At 62.4% G+C, this 21200-nt stretch carries 25 protein-coding genes; 15 read left to right on the top strand and 10 right to left on the bottom strand.

Features of this window, described 5'->3' with window-relative positions; genetic code table 11:
* Nucleotides 1-10 precede the first annotated feature (10 nt).
* A complete protein-coding gene (locus NKI24_RS08065; RefSeq protein ID WP_352456905.1) occupies nucleotides 11-553 on the bottom strand; it encodes a hypothetical protein in 543 nt (180 codons plus the stop codon).
* 282 nt (nucleotides 554-835) lie between these two features.
* On the opposite strand from NKI24_RS08065, the gene NKI24_RS08060 reads away from it, so the two are divergent.
* From NKI24_RS08060 to NKI24_RS08050, 3 genes are all read left to right on the top strand, one after another.
* Nucleotides 836-1294, top strand: coding sequence for a tRNA (cytidine(34)-2'-O)-methyltransferase (locus NKI24_RS08060; RefSeq protein WP_352450521.1), 459 nt, complete (start codon nucleotides 836-838; stop codon nucleotides 1292-1294).
* A 170-nt stretch (nucleotides 1295-1464) separates the two neighbouring features.
* Entirely contained in the window at nucleotides 1465-1908 is a 444-nt protein-coding gene (gene soxR / locus NKI24_RS08055; protein ID WP_023679485.1) for a redox-sensitive transcriptional activator SoxR, read from the top strand.
* Between the two features lie 119 nt (nucleotides 1909-2027).
* On the top strand, nucleotides 2028-2378 hold the full coding sequence (locus NKI24_RS08050; RefSeq protein WP_156937440.1) for a hypothetical protein: 351 nt from the start codon (nucleotides 2028-2030) through the stop codon (nucleotides 2376-2378).
* Nucleotides 2379-2414: 36 nt separating this feature from the next.
* Here the strand turns inward: NKI24_RS08050 and NKI24_RS08045 are convergent, their stop codons facing one another.
* Nucleotides 2415-2672 carry a hypothetical protein gene (locus NKI24_RS08045; RefSeq protein ID WP_352744344.1) on the bottom strand — a complete coding sequence of 86 codons (258 nt, stop codon included), beginning with the start codon at nucleotides 2670-2672 and terminating at the stop codon, nucleotides 2415-2417.
* A 103-nt stretch (nucleotides 2673-2775) separates the two neighbouring features.
* Between NKI24_RS08045 and hemF the strand changes: the two genes are divergently transcribed.
* The 3 genes from hemF (at nucleotide 2776) to NKI24_RS08030 (ending at nucleotide 4674) form a co-directional block, all read left to right on the top strand.
* Nucleotides 2776-3690 (top strand): oxygen-dependent coproporphyrinogen oxidase, encoded by a 915-nt coding sequence (gene hemF / locus NKI24_RS08040; RefSeq protein WP_352469726.1) that lies wholly within the window; start codon nucleotides 2776-2778, stop codon nucleotides 3688-3690.
* Nucleotides 3691-3947: 257 nt separating this feature from the next.
* Complete coding sequence (locus NKI24_RS08035; RefSeq protein ID WP_023679489.1) at nucleotides 3948-4208, top strand: DUF1344 domain-containing protein; 261 nt, start codon at nucleotides 3948-3950, stop codon at nucleotides 4206-4208.
* 280 nt (nucleotides 4209-4488) lie between these two features.
* Entirely contained in the window at nucleotides 4489-4674 is a 186-nt protein-coding gene (locus NKI24_RS08030; protein ID WP_292662162.1) for a DUF1059 domain-containing protein, read from the top strand.
* 3 nt (nucleotides 4675-4677) lie between these two features.
* On the opposite strand, the gene NKI24_RS08025 is transcribed toward NKI24_RS08030, so the two are convergent.
* The 3 genes from NKI24_RS08025 to NKI24_RS08015 are packed head-to-tail and all read right to left on the bottom strand — an operon-like array spanning nucleotide 4678 to nucleotide 7218.
* A complete protein-coding gene (locus tag NKI24_RS08025) occupies nucleotides 4678-5946 on the bottom strand; it encodes a CCA tRNA nucleotidyltransferase (RefSeq protein ID WP_352450523.1) in 1269 nt (422 codons plus the stop codon).
* Nucleotides 5943-6575 (bottom strand): CoA pyrophosphatase, encoded by a 633-nt coding sequence (locus NKI24_RS08020; RefSeq protein ID WP_352743299.1) that lies wholly within the window; start codon nucleotides 6573-6575, stop codon nucleotides 5943-5945. Before NKI24_RS08020 ends, NKI24_RS08025 begins: the two co-directional genes overlap by 4 nt.
* A 13-nt stretch (nucleotides 6576-6588) precedes the next feature.
* On the bottom strand, nucleotides 6589-7218 hold the full coding sequence (locus tag NKI24_RS08015) for a DUF1285 domain-containing protein (RefSeq protein ID WP_352456465.1): 630 nt from the start codon (nucleotides 7216-7218) through the stop codon (nucleotides 6589-6591).
* Nucleotides 7219-7363: 145 nt separating this feature from the next.
* Between NKI24_RS08015 and NKI24_RS08010 the strand changes: the two genes are divergently transcribed.
* Genes NKI24_RS08010 through NKI24_RS07995 form a run of 4 tightly spaced genes read left to right on the top strand, consistent with a single transcriptional unit; the run spans nucleotide 7364 to nucleotide 14192 of the window.
* Complete coding sequence (locus NKI24_RS08010; protein WP_352450525.1) at nucleotides 7364-8368, top strand: AAA family ATPase; 1005 nt, start codon at nucleotides 7364-7366, stop codon at nucleotides 8366-8368.
* Nucleotides 8368-9282 (top strand): DUF58 domain-containing protein, encoded by a 915-nt coding sequence (locus NKI24_RS08005; RefSeq protein ID WP_352450526.1) that lies wholly within the window; start codon nucleotides 8368-8370, stop codon nucleotides 9280-9282. The genes NKI24_RS08010 and NKI24_RS08005 overlap by 1 nt, the downstream gene beginning before the upstream one ends.
* Nucleotides 9279-12101: a DUF4159 domain-containing protein gene (locus tag NKI24_RS08000; RefSeq protein WP_352450527.1), complete on the top strand. Its 2823-nt coding sequence runs from the start codon at nucleotides 9279-9281 to the stop codon at nucleotides 12099-12101. The genes NKI24_RS08005 and NKI24_RS08000 overlap by 4 nt, the downstream gene beginning before the upstream one ends.
* 3 nt (nucleotides 12102-12104) lie before the next feature.
* The gene (locus NKI24_RS07995) at nucleotides 12105-14192 is read left to right on the top strand and encodes a hypothetical protein (protein ID WP_352744337.1); all 2088 of its coding nucleotides are present in this window, start codon (nucleotides 12105-12107) and stop codon (nucleotides 14190-14192) included.
* A 171-nt stretch (nucleotides 14193-14363) separates the two neighbouring features.
* Here NKI24_RS07995 and clpS read toward each other — a convergent pair whose 3' ends face one another.
* The 3 genes from clpS to NKI24_RS07980 form a co-directional block, all read right to left on the bottom strand.
* On the bottom strand, nucleotides 14364-14669 hold the full coding sequence (gene clpS, locus NKI24_RS07990) for an ATP-dependent Clp protease adapter ClpS (protein WP_023679498.1): 306 nt from the start codon (nucleotides 14667-14669) through the stop codon (nucleotides 14364-14366).
* Between the two features lie 256 nt (nucleotides 14670-14925).
* Nucleotides 14926-15141, bottom strand: a complete 216-nt coding sequence (locus NKI24_RS07985; RefSeq protein WP_352450529.1) for a hypothetical protein — start codon at nucleotides 15139-15141, stop codon at nucleotides 14926-14928.
* 36 nt (nucleotides 15142-15177) lie between these two features.
* The gene (locus NKI24_RS07980) at nucleotides 15178-15522 is read right to left on the bottom strand and encodes a hypothetical protein (RefSeq protein ID WP_023679500.1); all 345 of its coding nucleotides are present in this window, start codon (nucleotides 15520-15522) and stop codon (nucleotides 15178-15180) included.
* A 237-nt stretch (nucleotides 15523-15759) separates the two neighbouring features.
* Here NKI24_RS07980 and NKI24_RS07975 point away from each other — a divergent pair, with 237 nt between their 5' ends.
* From NKI24_RS07975 to NKI24_RS07965, 3 genes are all read left to right on the top strand, one after another.
* Nucleotides 15760-16476, top strand: coding sequence for a response regulator (locus NKI24_RS07975; RefSeq protein ID WP_352450530.1), 717 nt, complete (start codon nucleotides 15760-15762; stop codon nucleotides 16474-16476).
* Nucleotides 16473-17882 carry an ATP-binding protein gene (locus NKI24_RS07970; protein WP_352744333.1) on the top strand — a complete coding sequence of 470 codons (1410 nt, stop codon included), beginning with the start codon at nucleotides 16473-16475 and terminating at the stop codon, nucleotides 17880-17882. Before NKI24_RS07975 ends, NKI24_RS07970 begins: the two co-directional genes overlap by 4 nt.
* A gap of 205 nt (nucleotides 17883-18087) precedes the next feature.
* Nucleotides 18088-19020 carry an AlbA family DNA-binding domain-containing protein gene (locus tag NKI24_RS07965; protein WP_352744331.1) on the top strand — a complete coding sequence of 311 codons (933 nt, stop codon included), beginning with the start codon at nucleotides 18088-18090 and terminating at the stop codon, nucleotides 19018-19020.
* Nucleotides 19021-19109: 89 nt separating this feature from the next.
* Here the strand turns inward: NKI24_RS07965 and NKI24_RS07960 are convergent, their stop codons facing one another.
* The gene (locus NKI24_RS07960; protein WP_352744328.1) at nucleotides 19110-19640 is read right to left on the bottom strand and encodes a hypothetical protein; all 531 of its coding nucleotides are present in this window, start codon (nucleotides 19638-19640) and stop codon (nucleotides 19110-19112) included.
* Between NKI24_RS07960 and NKI24_RS07955 the strand changes: the two genes are divergently transcribed.
* Complete coding sequence (locus tag NKI24_RS07955) at nucleotides 19639-19800, top strand: hypothetical protein (protein ID WP_352744325.1); 162 nt, start codon at nucleotides 19639-19641, stop codon at nucleotides 19798-19800. The genes NKI24_RS07960 and NKI24_RS07955 overlap by 2 nt on opposite strands.
* Complete coding sequence (locus tag NKI24_RS07950; RefSeq protein ID WP_352744322.1) at nucleotides 19797-20081, top strand: hypothetical protein; 285 nt, start codon at nucleotides 19797-19799, stop codon at nucleotides 20079-20081. Before NKI24_RS07955 ends, NKI24_RS07950 begins: the two co-directional genes overlap by 4 nt.
* 81 nt (nucleotides 20082-20162) lie before the next feature.
* Here the strand turns inward: NKI24_RS07950 and NKI24_RS07945 are convergent, their stop codons facing one another.
* Nucleotides 20163-21098 carry an IS1595 family transposase gene (locus NKI24_RS07945; RefSeq protein ID WP_352744319.1) on the bottom strand — a complete coding sequence of 312 codons (936 nt, stop codon included), beginning with the start codon at nucleotides 21096-21098 and terminating at the stop codon, nucleotides 20163-20165.
* Nucleotides 21099-21200 lie beyond the last annotated feature (102 nt).

Below are 21200 nucleotides of genomic sequence, written 5' to 3'. Positions count from 1 at the left end.
CTGTTTCCGCTCACGCGGCACGCGAACGGACGAGGTGCCCAGACCGCATGGCGTCAAGGACCGGCGATACGGAATCGTCCGCCTCGCCGGTCCTGCTTCGCGCTATATAGGTTGTCGCGGGCCTTTCGCCGACAGTCTCGTTTGACGATGCTGACGACGTTTTGACGATCCGGATTTTCGCGCCGGTTTTTGCACCAGGCCGGATCAGCCTGATGATCCGGCGCACCAGCGACGGCCGGCTATAGTCCGGAACGGCGCGCGAGAAATCGACGTCCGGCAGCATGCCGCGATGCGGACGCCGGCGGGTCTCGGCGTGAACCGCCGACGAGTAGGTCTCGCCGATCAAAAGCGCCCAGGTCGCAGTCTTGCGCTCGTGCAGGCTTCTTGAGCCGGGTATTCTACAGGGATCGAACATCGGTCCGTCCTCCAGTTGAAGATGCAGGTAGAAGGGTGAACCAACCCAGGCCGCGGGCACGCGCGGCGCGGCAAAGGTGGCATCGGTCGAAGCGTGTTCAGGTGGGGCGTTCAGCCCCTTCCACAGCTTGAAAAACATCGCAGGATTCCTTCAAAGGCCGAAAAGGTTTCGGCGGGAATCGGTGCGATTGAAGTCTAGAAGGTCAGGAGAATCGTCGTACCGAAACCGCCGTCGGGCTGGTAAGCCCACGAGAGGGGTGGTGGATGTGCATGGCCATCATGAATTACCCCTCCATCGGTTCGGGTTGACAATGCTGGCCGTATAACCGACTTCGCAGAAAATGACCACCCGCCAGTCCAGGAATTTCCAAAACCGCGAGAGCTCTGTGGCTGATCTGCCACTTATTAGAAAGACGCGGAAATGAACGACCGTCTCCGCATCGCGCTCTACCAGCCTGATATCGCCGGCAACACCGGGACAATCCTGCGCTTCGCCGCTTGCCTCGGTCTCGGCGTCGATATCATCGAACCGGCGGGCTTCCCGCTCGGTGACCGGGCGCTGAAACGGGCCGGCATGGACTACCTCGAAATGGCGGCGCTCACCCGGCATGTCGACTGGCACGCCTTCGAGGACTGGCGCAAGCTTGCCAAGCGGCGGCTGGTGCTGCTGTCGACCAAAGCAGCTGCCGCCTACACGGATTTCGCCTTTGCCGGCGACGACATTCTCTTGTTCGGCCGTGAATCCGCAGGCGTGCCGGACGCCGTTCATGAGGCGGCGGATGCGCGACTGATCATCCCGATGCAGCCCGGCGCGCGCAGCATCAACGTCGCGCTTTCCGTTGCGATGGTGGCGGCCGAGGCGATCCGGCAGCTCCGCTAGGATGTGTACGCGATCGCCGGCCGCAGCGACCAAGGCGTCGTCCTCACGCAACACTGCGTCCTCTCCGGTCATTCTCATCCAGACGCCCATCGCCTTCTCCTGCCGTTTGCATCTTCGAGGCTTCTTCGCTACAAGCTCAACTTAACTTGAGGTCAAGCGGAAAATCGGAGATGGCTGCGGCAACGGAATTAACAGTCGGCCAGGTGGCGATGCGCAGCGGCGTGGCGGTGTCGGCGCTGCATTTCTACGAAGCGCGCGGGCTGATCCGCAGCCACCGCACATCAGGCAACCAGCGGCGTTACGGCCGCGACGTGCTGCGACGGGTGGCGATCATCAAGGTAGCGCAGGAGGTCGGCATTTCGCTGGCCGAGATCGGCACAGCCCTTCGATCATTGCCTGAAGGCCGGACGCCGACGCGCGAGGATTGGAACCTGCTTTCGACGGCTTGGCGCGACGACCTCGACCAGAAAATTAGTCAGCTCAAGAAGCTGCGCGACGGGCTGAGCGACTGCATCGGCTGCGGCTGCATGTCGATCGACAAATGTCCGCTGCGGAATAAGAACGACAGGCTGGCAAGGGACGGCGCGGGCGCCCGCAGGCTGGTCGTGCGTTGAAGCCATGACGGTCTGGACGGGTTCAGCGAACTTATCCTGTCCGTTAGTCACTATACAGTCTTGTGAAGTTCATGTGCCCGTGCTTGATACGCCCCTGCAACTAACCTTGGGGGGCAGAATTGAAATTTGCATACAAGACTTACGCCGCGTTGCTTGGCGCCATTGTGTTGGCTGGATGCATGCCGAGCGAAGGTGAATGGAATACGGCAAGGACTTTGGTTCAGGGCAGTCCTGCCATGTATAAGAAAGTGCTTACGGAATGCATCAGGCATTCGGAGCAATCGCCTCTCAGTTCGAAGCAGGAAGCTGGCAAGATCATGAATGTCAGCGCAGCCGCGGCGCCACGTGTCTGGTGCGGAAGAACCGTGCGGGCCTTCGCGAATGGGCGGCTGACGTATGCCGAGATGAAAAGAGCGCATCTTGGAACGGGCGACAGAAGCGTGTTTATCAAGATCGTTCAGGGCAGATGAACTAGCCCTGATACGTTCAGCCTCGAGACCGGAGCGTTAATCGGCCGCCGGCAGCCGCCTGATGGTGAATTCGATGGCGTCGCCCGGCCGCTCGAACCAGCTTTCGATCTCGGTCCAATAGGCCTGCTTGGGAAAGCGCTCGAACCATTCCTTCGCCTTGAGACGAGCATCGGAGCGCGGCAGCACGAACGTCTCGCGCAGGAAGCCGTCGCGCGGCATGCGCGCGTTCTCGGCGCGCGAACGGTCGAGCCTCTTCTTCAGGCCATCCAGCGGCGGTCTTGCCGGGGTGCGCACGAAAGAACTCCATTCACACTTGACCCTTGCACCCAAGAGATTAGGGATCGCGGCCGGAAAAGACGAGTCATTTGTCGGGCGCGCCCGCAACCGGAGACAGGATTTGCAACGACCCGAGATACCGGCGGGGCTGCCAGCCGACATCGAACAGAAGAAGACGAAGGCACGGCTGTGGTTCGAGACGTTGTGCGAGCGCATCTGTGCCAGCTTCGAGCAGATCGAGCAGGACCTGCAGGGGCCGCAGGCTAGCTGGTCGCCCGGCCGCTTCGAAAAGACGCCGTGGCAACGCGATGCCGGCAAGGGCGGCGGCGGTATCATGTCGATGATGCACGGCCGCGTCTTCGAGAAGGTCGGCGTCCACACCTCGACCGTCCACGGCGAGTTCTCGCCCGAATTCAGGAAGCAGATGCCGGGCGCCGAAGAGGACCCCTCCTTCTGGGCAAGCGGCATTTCGCTGATCGCCCATCCGTGGAACCCCAACGTGCCGGCCGTGCATATGAACACGCGCATGGTCGTCACCTCGCGCCAGTGGTTCGGCGGCGGCGCCGACCTGACACCGGTGCTCGACCGCCGCCGCAGCCAGGACGACCCCGACACGATCGCCTTCCACAGAGCGATGCAATTTGCCTGCGAGAAGAACGCGGCGATCGCCGACTACGTGAAATTCAAAGCCTGGTGCGACGAGTACTTCTACCTGCCGCACCGCGACGAGCCACGCGGTACCGGCGGTATCTTCTTCGACTGGCTGCATTCGGATGAGGACAAAGGCGGCTGGGACGCCGATTTCAACTTCGTCCAGGACGTCGGGCGATCTTTTCTCGTCGTCTACGGACATCTGGTGCGCGCCAACTTCAATGACAACTGGACCGATGGCGACCGTGACGAGCAGCTCATCCGCCGCGGCCGTTATGTCGAATTCAACTTGCTTCACGATCGCGGCACCATCTTCGGGCTGAAGACCGGCGGCAATGTCGCCTCGATCCTGTCCAGCCTGCCGCCAGAAGCGAAATGGCCGTAAAATCTCGGTGAGCACGACGTGAGCCGCAATCGGGTCCAAATCCCCAGAATTTGACGGCGAATGTGGCGCAAGGCGCGCCAGAAAATATCTTTTTCGTCTAATATACCATTGTAAAGATTGGGTTATTTGTCGCGTCGGGCCGGGAAACGCCGGCGGTTCTTTACTCCCGAGAGCCGCGACCCGACGTGACCGGACGGCCCATGATTGAATGGGGCACCTTTCCCAAGCGGTGCCCGCATTTTCCAGGAGAGCATGCCATGCGCAAGCTTATTATGACCGCAGCCGCCGCTGCCGTTCTCGCCTCTGGTACTGCCGCATTCGCTGCGGTCAAGCACACCACCGGCACGATCAAAAGCTTTGATGGAACGGCGATGAGCCTAGTTCTGGATAACGGAGCCACCTTTACGTTGCCCCAGACCTTCAAGGATCCTGGCCTGAAGGTCGGCGAAAAGGTCCGCGTCACGTGGGATATGAGCGGCAAGGATAAAATTGCCGAGGCAGTCAAGATCGTGAAGTGATGTCCTGCCCGCTGGAGCAAGACGAGGTCTTACTCCTGGGTGGCGTAAGAGGGCGGAGCAGCGATGCTCCGCCTTTTCGCAACCCGATCACCAGAGGGCCGCGTGTCGGCTTGGACGCACGGCACTCTAAGGCAACCAAAACCGTTCGATCGTGTTATGCTTAGCTGGCCAGCGTGTAGCCCGGATACCGTACGCGGTTTCCGGATCGCGCAATCAAAGGTCTGGAGCTTCCGTGTCAGTGCGCTGCGCGGCGCTCCAAGGAGGAGATGAGGAGAAGCCGATGAAGGAATTCCATTGCGGGTCGCTCGTACCCGGCTGCGAGTGGCACACACGCGCCGAGGAGGAGGCTGAGGTCATGCGCCGTGCCGTCGAGCATCTGCGCGAGACGCACGGCGAGACGGTGATCCGCGAGACGATGATCGAGGCGATCCGCTCGCGCATCGAAAAGGCCCGCGACGCAGCGTGACAGTCAGGATTCGAGTGCCTCCGCGGCGCGCTTGAGCAGCGCGCCGCGATCAAGCGCAAAACCGGACTCGACCCATTCCTTTTCGAGATTCTTCAACGTTGCACCAAGCTTCGGCCCCGGTGATGCGCCAAGCGTCGTCAGATCGGCGCCCTTGACCGGAAAAACAGGGTTTTGCCATTTTGCAGCGAAGGCAAGCAGGCGCGAGAAGCCGCCGGCTTCGAGCAGTGCGTCATTGTCCTCGACCGCGCGGGCTCGAGCGGAAGCGAGCAACAGCCGCAACCGATCGACAAAGCCTTGGCGGTCGCCAAAATAAAGCCTTTTCGCCAACTCTCCTTCGGTCGTTTTCGGATCGACGGCAGCTGTGATCGCCCAATTCCGCAGCCGGCTTGCTTCGCTCACGGAAAGCCTCAATCTCTCGGCAAGCGTTTTCATGCGCGCGGCATCCGGCGGCACGATGGCTTCCAGCCTGAGCAGCGGGTCCGGCGCCCAGGCCAGATCCTTCTCGGTCTTGGTCAGCCCGTGGATGGCATCGATGCCCCATTTCTCGCTTTCCGGCAAAACGGCGGTCAGAACGCCGGCCTGGCGCATCCACAGCAGCGCCCGCGACGGATCTGGCGCTGACAGCAATTTCTTCAATTCCCACCAGACGCGCTCGACCGAGAGCTGGTCGAGCCCCTGCTTCAGCCGGGCACAAGCCTTCAACCCTTCGGCATCCGGCCTGCCGTCGCCATACCATGCGAAGAAACGGAAGAAACGCAGGATGCGCAGATAATCCTCGCGGATACGCGCTTCCGGATCGCCGATGAATCGCAGCCTCCGCGCTTCGATATCGGCGATACCGCCGACCAGATCGACGACCGTTCCATCGGCTTCGGCATAGAGTGCATTGATGGTGAAATCACGCCGCTCAGCGTCGGCTTTCCAGTCGCGGCCGAACGACACTTTGGCGCGCCGGCCGTCGGTTTCGATATCGGCACGCAGCGTGGTGACCTCATAGGCCTTGCCGTGGCCGACCGCGGTGACTGTGCCATGCTCGATGCCGGTCGGTACCGTCTTGAAGCCTGCCGCCTCGGCGCGCCGGATGGTTTCCTCGGGCACCGTGGTGGTGGCGATGTCGATGTCGGCGACCGGCTGGCCGATGAGCGCGTTGCGCACCGCACCGCCGGCGACACGCGCCTCCTCGCCGCCATCAGTCAGCGCGGCGAGCAGGCGCTGCAGGTGGCGTTCGCCGAGCCACCCGGCCTTGCCCGCGATCGACACTGGATCGCTCACGAATAGAGCCTTTCATAAAGCGTACGGATGATGCCCGCGGTGACGCCCCAGATGCGCTGGCCGCCATAGGGCATCTCGTAATAGAACCATTCGAGGTCGTTCCACATGCGACTGTCTCTGGTGTGGTTGGCGGGGTCCATCAGAAAGCCCAGCGGCACCTCGAAGACGGCATCGACTTCGTCGGAATTCAGCGTCAGGCTGAAACCGGGCCGCACAATCCCGAGCACCGGGGCGATGCGATAGCCGCTGCCGGAAACGTAGTCCGGCAGACGGCCGATGATCTCGATGTAATCACTATCGAGACCGATCTCCTCGGATGTCTCGCGCAACGCTGCCGCTTCCGGGCTCGCATCGGTTGGATCGATGGTACCACCGGGGAAAGCCACCTGCCCCGAATGGTTGCGAAGCTTTTCCGCCCGCCTGCTCAAAAGGACCGTGGCTTCATGGCCATGATCGACCACCGGGATCAGCACGGCGGCATCGCGCAGCGCCTTGGCCAGCTTCAGCCTGGGATGGCCCGGATTGAAGCGGTGGTCGCCAAAATCGTCGCCGGCATGCGCCAGCGGCTGCGCCGCGACGCGCTGGCGAAACCCGGCAGCGGAAAACGGCAACGGCATCACCTGATCCATCATAGGCGGTCCATCATGCGCTCAGCCGTTTCAGTTTCTCAGCCGGCATGATCGGATAGACCTCGCCTTTGGAACGGACGGCAAACATCGTCTTGCCACCGATGTCGATCTCTTCGCCGTGCTCGACCAGCTCGTACATCACCGGCCGTGCCACCAGCGCCTCCAGCCGCCCGCGCACCAGCACATAAGGCTTCAGGCCACCTGTCTCGTCCTCATCGACGAAGCGCAGCGGGTGTCCCGCCCCAGCCTCTACCACGTCGCCGACATTGGTGCGAAAGGTGACGATTTGTCCGTCGCCGGCGCCCGACACGTCCATCTCGACGGCAATGAAGGGCGCGTCGGCGACGCGGATGCCGACCTTTTCCACCGGCGTCACCAGGTAGGTTCTACCGTCCGCGTCCTTGCGCAGCACTGAGGAAAAAAGCTGCACCAGCGGCATCCGGCCGATCGGCGTTCCCAGATAGAACCAGGTGCCGTCCTGCTTGATTTCCATGTCGAGATCGCCGCAAAATGCCGGATTCCAGCGTTCCACCGGCGCCGGCCCCTTGCCGGCGCGCGTCGCGCGCGAGACCAGCGCCTCCAGCCCGCGCGCCTCGGTCGCGGCCGTCAGCCTCTCTTCACGATAGTCGGCGGCTTCCGTCATGGTCACGAAATAGTCACTGTTGTTCCGCTTGTCAGCCTAAGTCTGTGATTTAAGTTCATTGCAGGCGCCATGCGAGGCCGAATCGCGGCATTCTTTGCGGCACCAAGGTGCCAAGCGGTGTTTCCAACAGAAGGATCGATGCTGCATGAGCGTTATGATCAAGGAAAGCCCAATCAGCGAAAAGGACATGGTGGCGCAGGCCGAGAAAGCGCTGGCCGACATTTCGAGGGTCCGTGACGGCGTCGGCCGGGTCATTTTCGGCCAGGAAAGCGTCGTCGAGCGCACGCTCGTCGCATTGCTGGCCGGCGGCCATGCGCTGCTGGTCGGGGTGCCCGGCCTCGCCAAGACCAAGCTGGTCGAAACGCTGGGCATCGTGCTCGGCCTCGATTCGCGCCGCATCCAGTTCACACCCGACCTGATGCCATCGGATATTCTCGGCTCCGAGGTGATGGAGCAGGATGAATTCGGCAAGCGTTCGTTCCGCTTCATTTCCGGGCCGATCTTTGCGCAACTGCTGATGGCCGACGAGATCAACCGCGCCTCGCCGCGTACCCAGTCGGCGCTGCTGCAGTCGATGCAGGAATACCACGTCACCATTGCCGGCGTGCGCCATGATCTGCCGTCACCGTTCCACGTCCTGGCGACGCAGAACCCGCTGGAGCAGGAAGGCACCTATCCGCTGCCGGAAGCGCAGCTCGACCGCTTCCTGATGCAGGTCGATATCCTCTACCCCGAGATCGAGGCGGAGCGCCGCATCCTGCTGGAAACCACCGGTATCGAGGATGCCAAGGCTGAAAACGTGCTGCAGCCGGCGCGGCTGAAGGACATCCAGACGCTCATCCGCCGTATGCCGGTGCCGGAAAGCGTCGTCGAGGCGATCCTCAAGCTGGTGCGCTCAGCGCGCCCCGGCCAGGGCAACGCCGATACCGACAAGCACGTCGCCTGGGGCCCAGGCCCGCGCGCCAGCCAGGCGCTGACGCTGTGCACCCGCGCCCGCGCCCTCTATGACGGCCGGCTGGCGCCGTCGGTCGACGACGTCCGCGCGCTCGCCGAGCCGGTGCTGCAGCACCGCATGGCGCTGACCTTCGCCGCCCGCGCCGAGGGCACCACGGTTCGCGATGTTGTGGCGAAGCTCGCGAAAGGGATTTGATGGCGCGCATCGGTGAAGCGCAGGCACCGGCAGCGACGCGCGATGCGCTCGCCAGAGGCCGGTTGCGGGCTTCGTTGGTGCCGGACCTGCTGGTCGAGGCGCGCCGCATCGTCAACACGGTAATTGCCGGCTGGCATGGCCGCCGCAAGCGCGGTATCGGCGAGAATTTCTGGCAGTTCCGGCCCTATGTCGAAGGCGATTCCTCGCGCATTGACTGGCGCCGTTCCGCCCGCGACGATCACACCTATGTCCGCGACCGTGAATGGGAGGCCGCCCACACGGTGTGGCTGTGGGCCGATCCCTCGCCTTCCATGCTCTACAAATCGACCGGAGCCAGCGTTCCCAAGGAATCGCGCGCCCTGGTGCTGGCGCTGGCCATGGCCGAGCTTTTGTCGCGCAGCGGCGAGCGCATTGCCTGGCCGGGCCTGACCGACCCGTTCACCGCCCGCAATGGCGCCGAGCGCATCGCGGCGCAACTGATGCACGCCGCCGACCTGCCGGCAAAGCCCGACCTATCCGGCATTCGCCGGTTCTGCGACATCGTTCTCGTCAGCGATTTCCTCGACCCGGTCGAGGACACCATGGCGTGGCTGGACGTGCTCGCCCGCCACGGCGTGCGCGCCCACCTGGTCGAGGTCGCCGATCCGGCCGAGGAAAGCTTCCCCTATGCCGGGCGCACCGAATTCACCGATCCTGAGACCGGCGACAAGTTGACCGCCGGCCGCGCCGAAATGCTGGGCGAGGAATATCGCCTGCTTTATGCCGCCCGCCGCCAGGAATTGGCCGCGTGGTGCAAACGGCTTGGCTGGAGCTTTACCGTCAATCATACCGACCGTCTTGCCTCCGAGGCGCTGGTGCGCATCCACATGGCGATGACCGGCGAAGGCAGCTTTGCCGGGAGGGCCCGCGCATGAGTTGGCTGCCGCTCTCCTTCGGGGCGCCGATGCTGCTGTGGGGCCTGCTGGCGCTGCCGGTGATCTGGTGGCTTCTGCGGCTGACCCCGCCAAGACCGCAAACCGAGGTGTTTCCGCCGCTCAGGATTCTCGCCCGCGTGCTGAGGCGCGAAGAAACGCCGCAGCAAAGCCCTTGGTGGCTGACGCTGCTTAGGCTGCTGATGGCCGCGCTTGTCGTGGCAGCACTTGCCGAACCGGTCTTCAATCCGCGCGAAAAGCTGCCGGCCGAGGGCGCTGCCCTGGCGCTGGTGATCGACAATGACTGGGCAAGTGCCGCCGACTGGGGCAAGCGGGTCGCCACCGCCGAGCGGCTGATCGCCGATGCCAATTCGAACGGCGTGCCGGTGCTCATCGCTTTCACCGCCGAAAAGCCCAATGCCGAGATCGGTCCCTTCGATGCCGCTGCGGCGCTCGACCGGTTGCGCGCGGCAAAGCCGCGGCCGATCCCGACCGACCGCCCCGCCGTCTATGCCCGCGTAGCGTCAGCCTTGGAGTCGCTGCCGGGCGCCAGCGTCGCAGTGCTCGCCGATGGCTTGGCGGCGCAAGGCGACGAAGCCGCGTTCAACACGTTGTTGTCAAAGAACGCAGCACGCGTCGTCTGGGCCGTCTCCGATCGGCTGTCGCTGACCGGCCTGACCGGCGCCGACAATCAGGTCGACGGCTTCGCCCTGACCGCCATCCGCGCACCGGGCGATCCGGCGCCTGCACAGGTGACCGCCGGCGCCTTCGACGACAAGGGCCGCCGCATTACCGACGCGACGCTGACCTTTGCCCCGGGCGGAACCACCGCCACCAGCACGATGGCGGTGCCGTTCGAACTGCGTAACGACTTCGCCTACGTCGCGCTCGACGGCGAGCGCCAGGCCGGTGCCGTCCGCGTGCTCGATGAGAGCTCAAAACGCCGCCGCGTCGGGCTGTTGTCGCAGGCCGAGGCCGACCAGGCGCAACCGCTGCTGTCGCCGCTCTACTACATCCGCCGCGCCCTGCAGCCGTTCGCCGATCTGGTCGAGCCGTCGAGCGTCGATCTCGCCGACGCGATCCCGCAACTGCTCGACCAGAAGCCGGCGATGATCGTCATGGCCGATGTCGGCACCATTCCGGAACAAGCGCGGCAAAGGCTGGTTGACTGGGTCGACAAGGGCGGCACGCTGGTGCGTTTTGCCGGTTCGCGGCTGGCCGCTGCCGGCAATGACGACGATCTGCTGCCGGTCCGGCTGCGCACCGGCGAGCGATCGCTTGGCGGCGCGCTGTCATGGACGGCGCCGCAGCCGGTCACCGAATTCCCGAAAACCGGTCCCTTCGCCGACCTCGCGCCGCCGACCGAGGTCACCGTTACCAGGCAGGTGCTGGCCGAGCCGACGCCCGACATTGTCGAGCGCACCTGGGCCACGCTTGCCGACGGTACGCCGCTGGTGACCGGGATGAGGAAGGACAAGGGCACCCTCGTACTGTTCCACGTCACCCCCGAGGCGACGTGGTCCAACCTGCCGATCTCCGGCAGCTTCGTCGAGATGCTGCGGCGCATCGTACAATTGTCGCGCAACCAGGGCGCGGCTGTCGCCAATGCCGAGGCCGCCGCCACGTCGCTGGCACCCTATCGTATGATCGCCGCCGACGGCACGCTGGTGCCGCCGACGCCGGATGCCAGGCCGCTGGTGCCCGGCGCCGGCCCGCTGCCGGTGACGCTGGAAAACCCGCCCGGCCTCTACGGCTCCGAGACAGGAGTGTTCGCTCACAATCTGCTCGGCGGCGACAGCGCATTCAGGCCGCTGGCCCGGCCTGAAATCACGGTGCCGGTCACCACCATCCAGTATGCCTTCGACGAGCAGCACAACCTCAAAGGTCCGCTTGTCACGGCCGCCCTGGTGCTGATGGTGCTCGACACGCTTGCCGTATTCTGGATGGGCGGCCTGTTGTCGCGCCGGCCGCGCCGTGCCGGCGCTGCGGCGACGGCAGCCGTCCTGCTGATTGCGCTCGGCGCCTTGATTGGCCACGCGGACGTCGCGCGTGCCGACGACGCCAAACCGGGAGATACGGAGGCGATCGGGGACATTTCAAAGACCCGGATCGCCTACGTGCTGACCGGCGAGCCGGGTGTCGATTCGATCAGCCGCGCCGGGCTCGAAGGCCTGACCCGCTTTCTTATCGAGAAAACCGCGCTCGAACCCGGAGCACCGGCCGGCGTCGACATCTCGAAGGACGAACTTTCCTTCTATCCGCTGATCTACTGGCCGATCGATCCCTCGGCCCCGCTGCCCAGCGAGGCCGCCATCGCCCGCATCGACGCCTACATGCAGCAGGGCGGAACGGTCTTGTTCGACACCCGCGACCAGTTCGCCAATGGCATTGGTGCGGATTCGACCAGCCCGGCGACGGAGCGGCTGCGCGACATCCTCGGCAACCTCAACGTGCCACCGCTGGAGCCGGTGCCGTCGGACCACGTGCTGACCAAATCCTTCTACATCCTTCCGGAGTTTCCTGGCCGTTTTGCCGGCAGCCCGCTTTGGGTCGAGGCATCGCTCGAAGCCAGCAACACCGAGAACCGCCCGGTGCGCACCGGCGACGGCGTTTCGCCGATCATGATCACCGCCAATGATTTCGCCGGCGCTTGGGCCGTCGACGAGAATGGCGACCCGCTATTGCCGACGGTGCCGTCGGATCCGATGCAGCGCATCTATGCGCTGCGTGCCGGCGTCAACATCATGATGTACATGCTGACCGGCAACTACAAATCCGATCAGGTGCACGTCCCGGTGCTGCTCGAACGGCTGGGGCAATAGACCATGAACTGGTCGCTCTCCTTCGAACCGCTCATCACCTGGCCACTGCTCGCCGTGGTTCTGATACCGCTGCTGCTGCTGGCGCTGGTCGGCCTTTGGTTTCGCCAGCGCGGCGCGGTCTTCCGCCTGGCAGCCCTGATTGCCCTGGCTGCGGCGCTGCTCAATCCGGTGTTCCTCGACGAACAACGTGAGCCGCTGAAAAGCATCGTCGCCGTCGTCGTCGATCGCAGTCAGAGCCAGGATATAGGCGACCGCACCAAGCAGACAGACGCGGCATTGGCCGGGCTTCAGCGGCGTCTCGGCCGCTTCAAGCAGTTCGACGTCCGTGTCGTCGAGGCCGGCAAGTCCGAAGCCGCCGACGAGCGCACCGAGACGCGGTTGTTTTCCTCGCTCGAAAATGCTTTCCGCGACGTGCCGCCCTCGCGCATCGGCGGCGCCATCATGATCACCGATGGCGAGGTGCATGACGCGCCGCTTGGCGCACCTGACTTCAATGCCCCGCTGCATGCGCTGATTACCGGCAACGAGCATGAGAAGGACCGCCGCATCCGCTTCGAGAATGCGCCGCGATTCGGGCTGGTCGGCAAGCCGCTCGAAATGACATATCGCGTCATCGCCACCAACAACGAAACCGGCCCGGTCGATGTCCGCGTATCGGTCAACGGCGAGCAGGTATCGGTCGAGCACGCCAACATCGGCCAGGCGATGCCGCTGCAGGTGACCATTCCCAGCGCCGGGCGAAACATCGTCGAACTCGCCATCAACCACGAGCCGGGCGAACTCACCGACACCAACAACCGCGCCATCGCGCTGATCGACGGCATCCGCGAAAATCTGCGCGTGCTGCTTGTTTCCGGCGAACCGCATGCCGGCGAGCGCACCTGGCGCAATTTGCTGAAATCCGACGCTTCGGTCGACCTCGTGCACTTCACCATCCTGCGCCCGCCGGAAAAGCAGGACGGCACGCCGATCAACGAATTGTCGCTGATCGCCTTTCCGACGCGCGAGCTGTTCGTCGAGAAGATCAAGGATTTCGACCTGATCATCTTCGACCGCTATCAGCACCGCGACGTGCTGCCGATCCTCTATTACGACTACATCTCCGAGTATGTCGAAAAGGGCGGCGCGCTACTGATCGCGGCAGGCCCCGAATATGCCGGCGAAAGCTCGATCGCCCGCACGCCGCTGATGTCGGCGCTGCCGGCAATGCCGACCGGCGAGGTCATCGACAAGGCCTTCTATCCGCGCCTCACCGATACCGGCCAGCGTCATCCGGTAACGCGCGGGCTCGACGGCTCCGCGACCGAGCCGCCGCACTGGAGCCGCTGGTTCCGCACCATCGGCGTTGAGAACCCCGAGGGCGAGGTGGTGATGAAGGGCGCCGACAACCGGCCGCTGCTACTGCTCGATCGCAAGGGCGAAGGCCGCGTCGGCATGCTTCTGTCCGACCAGGGCTGGCTGTGGGCGCGCGGCTTCGAGGGCGGCGGCCCCCACGTCCAACTCTACCGGCGCATCGCCCACTGGCTAATGAAGGAGCCCGAACTCGAGGAAGAGCGGCTGACCGCCGACGGCCGCGGCATGGTGCTGGAAATCCGCCGCCAGACGATGAGCGACGACCCCGGCCCGGCGCAAGTCATCACGCCGTCCGGCAAGGCACTGATCGTCAGGCTCGAGAAATCCGAACCAGGCGTCTTCCTCGGCAGCGTCGAGACCAGCGAAATCGGTCTCTATCAGGTCGGCAATGGCGACCTGACGGCATTGGCCCATGTCGGGCCGGTCAACGCGCCGGAATTCACCGACGTCGTCTCCACCGAGAACCGGCTCAAACCACCGGCTGAGGCAACCGGCGGCAGCGTTCGCCGGCTGGCGCCGGCCTCGGCACTTGGCACTCTCACCAGCACGGTCACGCTGCCCTCGATCGTTCCGGTCCGTTCCTCGGGCGCTGCCTCCGGCGATGACTGGATCGGCCTGCGCACCACCGACGACAGCGTGCTCAAGGCCGTCTCGCGCGTGCCGCTGTTCGGCGGCTTCCTCGGCCTCGGCCTGCTGCTTCTGGCGATGGGCTCGATGTGGTACCGCGAAGGGCGGTAACGCGGTTTATCCTTCTCCCCTTGTGGGAGAAGGTGGAGTGGCGCGCAGCGCCAAGACGGTTGAGGGTGCTGGACGGAGTGCCGTCCTTGCCAAGCTGGAACACCCCTCATCTGACCGAGCTTCGCTCGGCCACCTTCTCCCACAAGGGGAGAAGGAAGAAAGCGAACCGCCCTACTCCTCCGGCTCCGTCGTGAACATCAGCGGGTAGCCCTTGGCCTTGCCGGCATCGGTTGCGCGCGCCGCCTTAGTCTCGGCGACATCCCTGGTGAAGACGGCGACAACGCAGACGCCGCGCCGGTGCGCGGTGATCATTATCCTATGCGCCTGGTCTTCGCTGAGCTTGAACTCGGCCTTCAGCACCGTCACGACAAACTCGCGCGGCGTGAAATCGTCATTGACCAGGATGACCTTGTAGAGCTTCGGCCGTTCGACCTTCGGCTTCGTGCTGGTACGGGGTTTTGTCGTGATTTCAGGCATTGGACCGGCAATTGCGTACGACAGCTTTGCGGTCATTTTGACATGGGCAAAAGCGGTCGTCCATTCAACCGCGCGCGATCGGCTTCCCGGCAGGCGCAGTTCAAAAGTCCGTGCCTATGTGGGAACTGCCGTCTGGCGTTCAACGGGGGTGTGGGCCGGGACTGGCCCTACTGTCTGCACGCAACAAAAAAGACGACCGCTCCAGGCAAATCGCAACTGGAGCGGTCTTCTCATAGGGTAGAAAGATGTCGCTTGATCAGGCTTTCGGAGCTGCCTTGACCGCGTGCTTCTTGTGCTTCTTGACGGTCTTCTTGGCAGCGACCTTCTTCACGGCCTTGGCCGGCGCAGCGGTCGTCGTTGTCGTCGCAGCCGGGGTGGTGGTCGCGGCATTGGCGCTGCTGGCGCCGAGAACCGGCATCGAGACGGCTAGCGCGATGGCGAGACCGAGGGCGGAGAGGAGGGACTTTTTCATGGCTTCACTTCCTTTTTGTGCAGATCGGATTGAGTGTCACTGAACGGGATCGATCGGTGTCACTCCAAGCAGCTTCAAAGCGTTCGCGAGCATCCGGATTCCCTGTGCCTGTTTCTTGTTGGCGCAGAACCGGTTTCCCTTTCTTTGAAGTGCTTTCGCAGCGGTGACCTGCGTTGCCGCGGCATGGGTTTCGAGGGCTTCGTCAAACTGGCGGTTCAGATCGATGCAACGCTCGCTGCGGGTGGTCGCCACCTTTGCATCGGCCGCCTTTGCATTGGCCACCTTCGCATCGGCCAGTTTTGCATCGGCATGTTCGACCGCGGCCGTGACGAGCGAAATGGAAAGCAACGCACCCATCAGACTGATCGAGAACCTTTGCATTGGTCTGTCCGTAATCCCGTAACGCGTGTCGCAGCCGATGACCTGACCGCCACGGCACCACTTATGCCTTTGATTTTTTTCGGCAGTTTTTCCGGATTGTAGAATTTTGTTTCTGGATTGTTTCTGGGCAGCCCGGATCGGGCAGCCGATCTCCACTGGCCAACTTATGGCCTGAATTCTATCGTCTGGCTGACGGCCGAAGCAGCGCTTGGGCGATCCACAAATGACAGGTTCCCGGTGAAATCCGACCCCCACATACTGATCGTCGACGACGACAAGGGCATTCGCGACCTCCTTCAGGAATTTTTCCAGAAGCGAGGGCTGCATACATCGATCGCCGCCGACGGCACCGAGATGGAGACCATCCTGCGCCGCGCCCAGGTCGACCTGATTGTCCTGGACGTCATGCTGCCCGGCAAGAGCGGGCTGGAGCTCTGCCGCGAGTTGCGCGCCAATTATTCGACGCCGATCATCATGCTGACCGCGGTTACCGAAACTACCGACCGCGTGGTTGGCCTAGAGATGGGCGCCGACGACTACGTGCCGAAACCCTTCGATCCGCGCGAGTTGCTCGCACGCATTCGTGCCGTCTTGAGACGCAATGGCGCCGCCGAACCGCGACGCGCCGCCTCGCGGCAGATCTACCATTTCGCCGGCTGGACGATGGACTGTTCGCGCCGCCGGCTGATGGCGCCCGGCGACGTCAGGATCGAGCTGACGATGGCCGAATTCAATCTCCTGCAGACCTTCGTCAAGAGCGCGCAGCGCGTACTGAGCCGCGAGCAGCTGATCGAGCTGTCCGGCGGCGACAGCGGCTACAGCTTCGACCGCAGTGTCGACATTCTGGTCAGTCGGCTGCGGCGCAAGATGGAGGACGACCCGAAAACGCCGAAGCTGATCTTGACGGTGCGCAGCGGCGGCTACCAGTTCCTGCCTGAGACGACCGCCGAATGAGACGCATCCTGCCGCAAACGCTGCCGGTCTGGGTGCTGCTCATCGTCATCGCCGGCCTGCTGATCAGCCAGATCGCGACCCTCTACATCGTTTCGCGCGACCGTGCCGCCGCCAATGACGTCGTCGATCTCTACCGGCTGAACGACCGCGCCTTCTCGCTGGTACAGCTGATGCATGACGCCACCCCCGAACAGCGCAAGGCGACGGCCTCCGGCCTGTTCAACGCCACTTATGCGCTCACCGTTTCCAACACGCCCGCCGTTACTTCCTCGATAGCCGGCGACGACGAGCTGGCCGAATTGGAGGACATATTGGTCGGCCGGCTATCGAAGTTCGGCATCACCGACGCGCGGGTCCGCCGCGACCCGGCAACGCACGAAGCCGACGCTCCCGGCGGGACGGTCGCCGGTCCCGATATTGGCCAGGTCGAGCGCGACCTGCTGGTGCTGGCGGCCGATTTCGCCCAGAGCGACAAGCTGACGGCTTCGCTTCGTTTTGCCGACGGCCAATGGCTGAACTTCACCGAGCCGAACACGCCGGCCGGGCCGATACTGAGCTTCGATAGCCTGCCACTTTATGCCTTGATCGCCGGGCTGGTGGTGGCTTCCTCGATCTGGTCGCTGCGCCGGCTGACGGCGCCCTACCGGATGATGGAGACCGCGGTGAAGCGGATCGGCGAGGACCTGAAGAGCCCGCCGATCGCCGAGAGCGGCAGCCGCGAGGTGCGTACCGCGGCAAAGGCGGTCAATGCCATGCAGGCAAGACTGCGCGCCTACGTCGAGGACCGCGAGCATCTTGCCGCCGCACTGGCGCACGACCTGCGCACGCCGCTGACCAGGATGCGGCTGCGCCTCGAACTGCTGAGGAATTCGTCCGTGCGCGCCGCACTGGCGCACGACCTCGCCGACATCGAAGGCATTGCCAGCTCAGTCATCGACTTCGCCACTTTCGAGGTGACCGAGGAGAAGAGCGAGAGGATCGATTTCTGGTCGCTGGTAGAATCGATCGCCGACGGCTTCGACGAGGTCTCCTTCGACAATGAGGACGCGCGCTCGCGCGGCCTGATCTGCGTCGCGCGGCCGGTCACGCTACGGCGCTGTGTCACCAATCTCGTCCAGAACGCGGTGACCTATGGCAAGAGGGCGCATCTCAGCCTGCGTCAATCAGGCAAGACAATCACGCTGGCGATCCATGACGAGGGTCCGGGCATACCGCAAGCCGAGCTCGACGCCGTGTTCGGCTCGTTCGTGCGCCTGGAACAGTCGCGCAACCGTCAGACCGGCGGCCTCGGCCTCGGCTTGACCATCGCCCGCAACATCGCCCGTAGCGCCGGCGGCGAAGTCAGCCTGTCCAACCATCCCGATGGCGGCCTGATGACGGAGCTGAGATTGCCGCTGGCGGTGTAAGCGTCAGCGGCCGCGATTTATTTGCCGGCGCCGTGCCTAGCTGTTTGAGAACAACATATGTTGCCTTGCCCGCGATATGACCGACGCTCCAACTGCTTATTTTGTGTGCTCACCCTTTCGCGTTCGATACGAACTCGACTACGATAGAATAATCGTCTGGCCGACTTGCCATTACAAAGGAGTCGCCATGTCGTCGGGGGGATTGATGTCAGAGCCATTGAATATCAAAGAGCAGATCTCCATCGCCGTGTCGCTGGCGGAAGGGCAGTTTCGAGAATTCAAAAGTGCTTACGCTGGTCCTCCGGGACAAAAAACAAAAAGGCAAATTAGGGATGTATGCAAAGACGTTGGTGAAGCCCTGGTCGCGTTCGCGAACGCCGACGGAGGCGAGTTGCTTATCGGAGTCGAAGATGATGGCGCGTTAACTGGAACCGATGACTTTACCGCCGAAGAGATAGCTCGAATTAAAGATGCGCCAAGGTCTCATGTCCATAAAGATACACAATTGCAATCAGTACTCTGCCGAGACGCCCAGATCGAAGGAAAGAGAGTAATTTATTTCCGTATTCCAAAAGGTACAAAGCATATCTATCTCACTTCAGACGGCCGCTGTCTAAAACGAAATGATTTGGAGTCCGTGCCTGTTCCTGCAGAGCAGATCCAGTTCGACAGGCGAGAAGTCTCTTCGCGTGAATATGATCGCGAGTTCGTAGATGGCGCCTCAGTTGCCGATCTCGAACCCGAGATGCTCAAGATAGTAGCAGAGCAAGTTTCGCAGGGCATCAGCGTAGACAAGTGTCTACAATACCTCGGACTTGCGGAGTATGACGCCGGTAGCGGCTTGCGAGTTCGAAGAGCAGCATTGTTACTCTTTGCAAAATCATCCGATCGCTGGCACCCACGTGTGCAGGTACGGATACTTAGGGTAAGTGGCACAAACCTCGGGGCGGGGGCGTCATATAACGTTACAAACGACTCGACTGTAAAGACAAATATATTTAGACTAATCGACGAGGCGTGGGATAACCTCAGGCCCCATTTAGTTACTACACGATTTCAGGGCAATTATCTGGTTGACGTACCAAACTTCGAAGGATATGGAAATTGCCCGACAGGCCGGCACGAGACGACAGGGTAATTTCTGAGGAAATGCGTATCGCTGGCGCGGCCGAATTGACCCGCGCATTGGAAAGCACAGAAGCGATTGCTGTTGGTGATGCAGGTGATCTAGCCGCCGCCGTCTTCCTCGCGATGTGGAAAGCGGAGTCTGGCGAAACCCTTGATTTGGTGTGACAGCGCTTTGAATTTTGCGCCCTCTTCCTGCAATCGCTCGATGCCGTAAACGTACGACGGGTTCATGGCGCGCTTTTTCACAATCGCCGTAGCGTCCATGTGGCTAGGAGACAGGCGGGGCGTTCCTACGCCGTCATGAAACTCAACACCGAAGGTGGAATGAACGATTGCGTTGCGCTGTTCGCTAGCCTCCCGGATGGCCTTTTTTAGATCCTTCCATTCGTTGTCGCGCGTCTCGACAGGCAAGACGAAAAATATGCACCGTTCGAGCAATGTTATCCGCGCATCGAAGCTTTGGACGTTGTGCCAGTTCACCGAAATCAATTTCTTGTTCGCGCCCCGCATGATGGCGGCGTATAATTCATAGCAAGCGGCTTCGACCCACTGCCATTCGGTGATGACAAGCCCCAGCCGATATATAAATGCGTTTTCGCTACGAACGTTTTCTTCGAAAGTTTCGTCCATGCAGAAAGCCCCCAAAGACAAAGACCAGGATAAGGCCGACCAGCGCCGCGACGATCTGGCGAAGCGCGTTTTGAAGATGCCGCCACAGCCCAAGCATGGGAAGGGCGAAAAGAAGGCCCAACCGAAGTCCGCGAATGCTCAAAAGGAAAAGTCGAAATGACATTGGCGGCATCGGAACAGGTCAATCTCGGTGCCGCTAGACTGAGGGGTCAAAGACATTTGGCGTCCGTTGGCGATCCAGCATTGGGGACATTGCAAATCCCCGCCGATGTCCGGTTGAAAGCTGTTGATGCGCTTAACCGAGAGGTTCGACGCATCAAGAGACGCCTGTATTTCGAGAACGCTAAGTTGCGCACGCTTAAGGTCTTTTTTCAGAGTATGGCTGCGCTGTTGGTAGCTATTGCATACCTCTATCGCAGCCTGTCGCAGGCTTTCCGCTAAGCTTGTCATAAACCATCCCTCCCGTCTGAAAGGAGAGGCTACTTCTTTTTGCGCTTGTTTAGGAGTCGCTTCGCTTTCTGCTTAAGCGTGACCGGCTTCGTTAGTCCGCCGATAGGTAAGGCGCTTCCCGACCATACCCTTGATGGCGCGTTCGCAGCGTTCGGTGTCAGTGACGCCGAGGCCGATGCGGTTGTTGTAGCGGTAATCGAACTCGGCAAGATAGCGGTGCAGATGCGCTTCGCTGACTTGGTGATAGACGCCATTGATGCCGCGCTTAAGGATCGAAAAGAAGTTCTCGGCGGTGTTGATGTGCATGAAGCCGCCAAGGCGGGCATACTCATTCGCCGAATGGTTCACGGTGCCGTGGCTTGCGTATTCCCGGCCAAGGCGCGGATAGATGCCGCTCTCGTCGGTCATAAGGGCGCTGGCGCGGTCGGCGGTCGTCACGATGATTGGGCGCACGGTAGCAGCGGTCACGTTGGCGACATGGAACGAGGCAACGCGACCGTCGCGCTCGACCAGCGACAGAACGGCTTTCTTCGGGGCAGGCTCGCGATGTGCGCGGTTCTTCGCCTTGCCGCCAACATAGGCTTCGTCGGCCTCGACAACCTTGTTCTTGCCGCCAAGCGGACCCGACGACTTGGGCTCGTCGCGCATGGCTTCACGAAGGCGATGGCAAAGGAACCAAGCGCTTTCGTAGGTGATACCCAACATGCGGTGCATTTGGTGCGCGCTCATGCCTTTCTTCGATGAGGTCAACAGATGCATCGCAGCAAGCCAGACGTTGATCTTGATATGGCTGCGCTCCATCAGGGTGCCGACAGTCACCGAGAACGGCTTGCGGCATTCCTTGCATTTGTAGACGCCGGGGCGCGTGGACTTGCCCTGAAGCTTGGTGATGCGGTCGGGATTGGCATTGCCGCAATGAGGGCAGTTCGGACCATGAGGCCAATGAAGGCTTTCAAGGTGCTCGCGGGCCTTGTTTTCGTCAGTGTAGATCGGATCGGTGAGTTTCATGGGACTGCCTCTGAATTGAAGCGATCCTACCAAGTGAGCCGTGGTACGTCAAGCCGATAATTGCCGATTTCAGGAAGATGCGAGATTTAGAGCTACGTACAT

The organism is Mesorhizobium sp. M0701 (assembly GCF_040320365.1).
Lineage (GTDB): Bacteria > Pseudomonadota > Alphaproteobacteria > Rhizobiales > Rhizobiaceae > Mesorhizobium.
The sequence above is the reverse complement of the archived record's forward strand: the minus strand, read 5'-3'. Positions and strand labels throughout refer to the sequence as shown.